The sequence below is a fragment of the Desulfovibrio sp. ZJ369 genome, from assembly GCF_011039085.1.
Taxonomy (GTDB): domain Bacteria; phylum Desulfobacterota; class Desulfovibrionia; order Desulfovibrionales; family Desulfovibrionaceae; genus Desulfovibrio.
This window is the reverse complement of record NZ_JAAKEI010000092.1, coordinates 1-2,021: the sequence shown is the minus strand read 5'-3', so window position 1 is coordinate 2,021 and position 2,021 is coordinate 1. Positions and strand designations below refer to the sequence as shown.

The 2,021-nt window shown below is 56.0% G+C and carries 4 protein-coding genes; 3 read left to right on the top strand and 1 reads right to left on the bottom strand.

The features are described 5' to 3' along the window. Window positions 1-667 precede the first annotated feature (667 nt). Window positions 668-952: a DUF1640 domain-containing protein gene (locus G7Y51_RS13400; protein ID WP_165178247.1), complete on the top strand. Its 285-nt coding sequence runs from the start codon at window positions 668-670 to the stop codon at window positions 950-952. A gap of 144 nt (window positions 953-1,096) precedes the next feature. Here the strand turns inward: G7Y51_RS13400 and G7Y51_RS13395 are convergent, their stop codons facing one another. Continuing rightward, window positions 1,097-1,333 (bottom strand): hypothetical protein, encoded by a 237-nt coding sequence (locus G7Y51_RS13395; RefSeq protein ID WP_165178245.1) that lies wholly within the window; start codon window positions 1,331-1,333, stop codon window positions 1,097-1,099. Between the two features lie 253 nt (window positions 1,334-1,586). Between G7Y51_RS13395 and G7Y51_RS13390 the strand changes: the two genes are divergently transcribed. Together G7Y51_RS13390 and G7Y51_RS13385 are read left to right on the top strand one after the other, a co-directional pair. Then, complete coding sequence (locus G7Y51_RS13390; protein ID WP_165178243.1) at window positions 1,587-1,832, top strand: hypothetical protein; 246 nt, start codon at window positions 1,587-1,589, stop codon at window positions 1,830-1,832. Between the two features lie 8 nt (window positions 1,833-1,840). Further along, window positions 1,841-2,021: hypothetical protein (locus G7Y51_RS13385; protein ID WP_165178241.1), on the top strand; the 181-nt coding region annotated here is incomplete at its 3' end.

Genomic DNA, 2,021 nt, shown 5'->3' with positions numbered 1-2,021 from the left:
GAAAGCAAAAACATGTGATGAACTGTATAAATCCATTGGAAAAGCATTAAGTTGTATCACACAAAAAGACGCTGAAGGATGGTTTAAATCCTGTGGATATGTAAAAAGTTAAAAGCAAAATGCTCTAATAGGTCGGGCATTTTTCTGATTCTACATAAATTAGAAAAAAATATCCTATTTTTTCTTTACAAATAGAAAAATTTCTTCTATTTTATGACTGCCAACCGGGAAAAGGCGGCGAACACGGCCCACGGGCCAGAGTAGCCACAAGCCAATCCCCAATGGCAACCGCCTGCGCGGCAGGGAGGCCAACGCCAGACGTTGGTGGGGCCGGAAAAGAGCCGCCCCCGCAAGCTGGATCGAGGCGCGAAAAGGGCGGCATGAGCCGAAAAATCGAGCGCAGAGAAGCCCCCCATTGAGGCGTTGTACCCACGAAAGCGGCAAGGCGTCCAAACAAGGGCAGAGCGGGACACGGGCAGACACGACGGCTGGATCAGCCCGTGAAACATGACACAAATTTCGTTTCCGAGAACCGGAGACAGATTGTCGCCGGTTCGACCGGAACGGAATCAAGGCGAACCCTATTTTGATTTGAGAAGGGCAGACGCGTTTTTGACAGAGGCCGTGAAACCGTTTATCTCTGAATACAGACAGCAAGGAGGCCATTATGAGCGCCACAACCTTTGATACCCTCGGATACTTTGAAAAGCTCAAGGCCGCCGGAGTGCCGGATGAACAGGCGAAGGTTCAGGCCGCTGCGTTTCGGGAGTTCACAGACATTCAGGAGGAAAACGCTCGTAAAGAGCTCGCCACCAAAATGGATGTGATGCAGGCCGAAATGCGCCTTACTGAAAAAATCGAACAGAGCAAGCATGAAGTCCTCAAATGGATGATGGGGATGATCGTTGCGCAAACCGCGCTCATTGTCGCGGTGCTTGCCTTCCTCAAGTAACCCCCTCTCCCCGCATACTACGGGCGGCTCTCAAAGTGGCTATCTATGAGGTGAGGTGGGGATGGACAAACAGAAAAAGGCAGTAGCCAAGCTCATTGCCGGAACACTTTCCAATATATCTGTGATTGGTTTTGGCTTGGCGATTTACGAAAGCAGGCCGCTGGCCTTGGTTGCTGGCATACTTGCAATAGGGTTGGCAGTTACGCTTGCATGGAGGGCCGAACGATGAACACAGGCATTGCCGTAATTTTGGTTATTCTGGCGCTGGGCGGCTTCGGCATCTGGCTGACCCGCAAACGCAAGCAGCATTAACCTCCCACCACCACTGACCGCGAGGCCGTCCTTCACCGGGCGGCCTTTTGTTTTGCCGAATTTCCACATTGCGCGCGCCGTGCCCCCCGTTTGGTAACGGACACGGCTAACGGGTACCGGAGCATCTGGCGCGCGGGGCCGGGGGAATTGGTCTCCCGGCCTTTCCTTTTTGAAGACACGCTGCGCGCGCAGGCACACTCCCTGGAAGAAGCCCGCGCCAAGCGCGACGCATGTCTCGCGGATCGCGCCGCGTAAAATACCTGCCAGACCACCACGGGCCGGGGCTCATGCTCCGGCCCTCTTTTTTTGGGGGGGGGGAAACATGAACCTTGAAAGCATCATCCGAGAGCGGGCGGACGTGCTCGCCTATGAGGCTGAACGCTATCCGGCCACGGCTCATATCGCGCAGCTTTGGCTCATCAACGCGCTCAGGTGGGCGGGCCTGCGTGACGATGTGAGCCTGGAACGGCACCTCAGGCTGCGGATCGCGGGCCTGTCCCGGCTCCGCAGGGAGGAGTTGGAACGCACCGCTTCCGCCCGGCTGCATCCGGGCATCATCCAGGCATAGGAGGACGCATGTGCTACGGCATCTGCGAATGCGAGGACAGGCGGGGCGAGTCCGTACTGATTCATTTCAGATCCGCACGCCGCCGCATCATCGGCGTGCTGCCCATGCCTGACGGTACACGCGAGTCTTTTACAGGCCGCAATATGGCTCAGGTGTTGCGTCAATGGCAGCAGGCATTGGCCGGGAGGG

What these genes read in the sequence shown, in the direction of transcription:
- G7Y51_RS13400 (WP_165178247.1), top strand. Translation starts at nt 668, where the DNA reads ATGAGCGCCACAACCTTTGATACCCTCGGATACTTTGAAAAGCTCAAG.
- G7Y51_RS13390 (WP_165178243.1), top strand. Translation starts at nt 1,587, where the DNA reads ATGAACCTTGAAAGCATCATCCGAGAGCGGGCGGACGTGCTCGCCTAT.
- G7Y51_RS13395 (WP_165178245.1), bottom strand. Translation starts at nt 1,333, where the DNA reads ATGTGGAAATTCGGCAAAACAAAAGGCCGCCCGGTGAAGGACGGCCTC.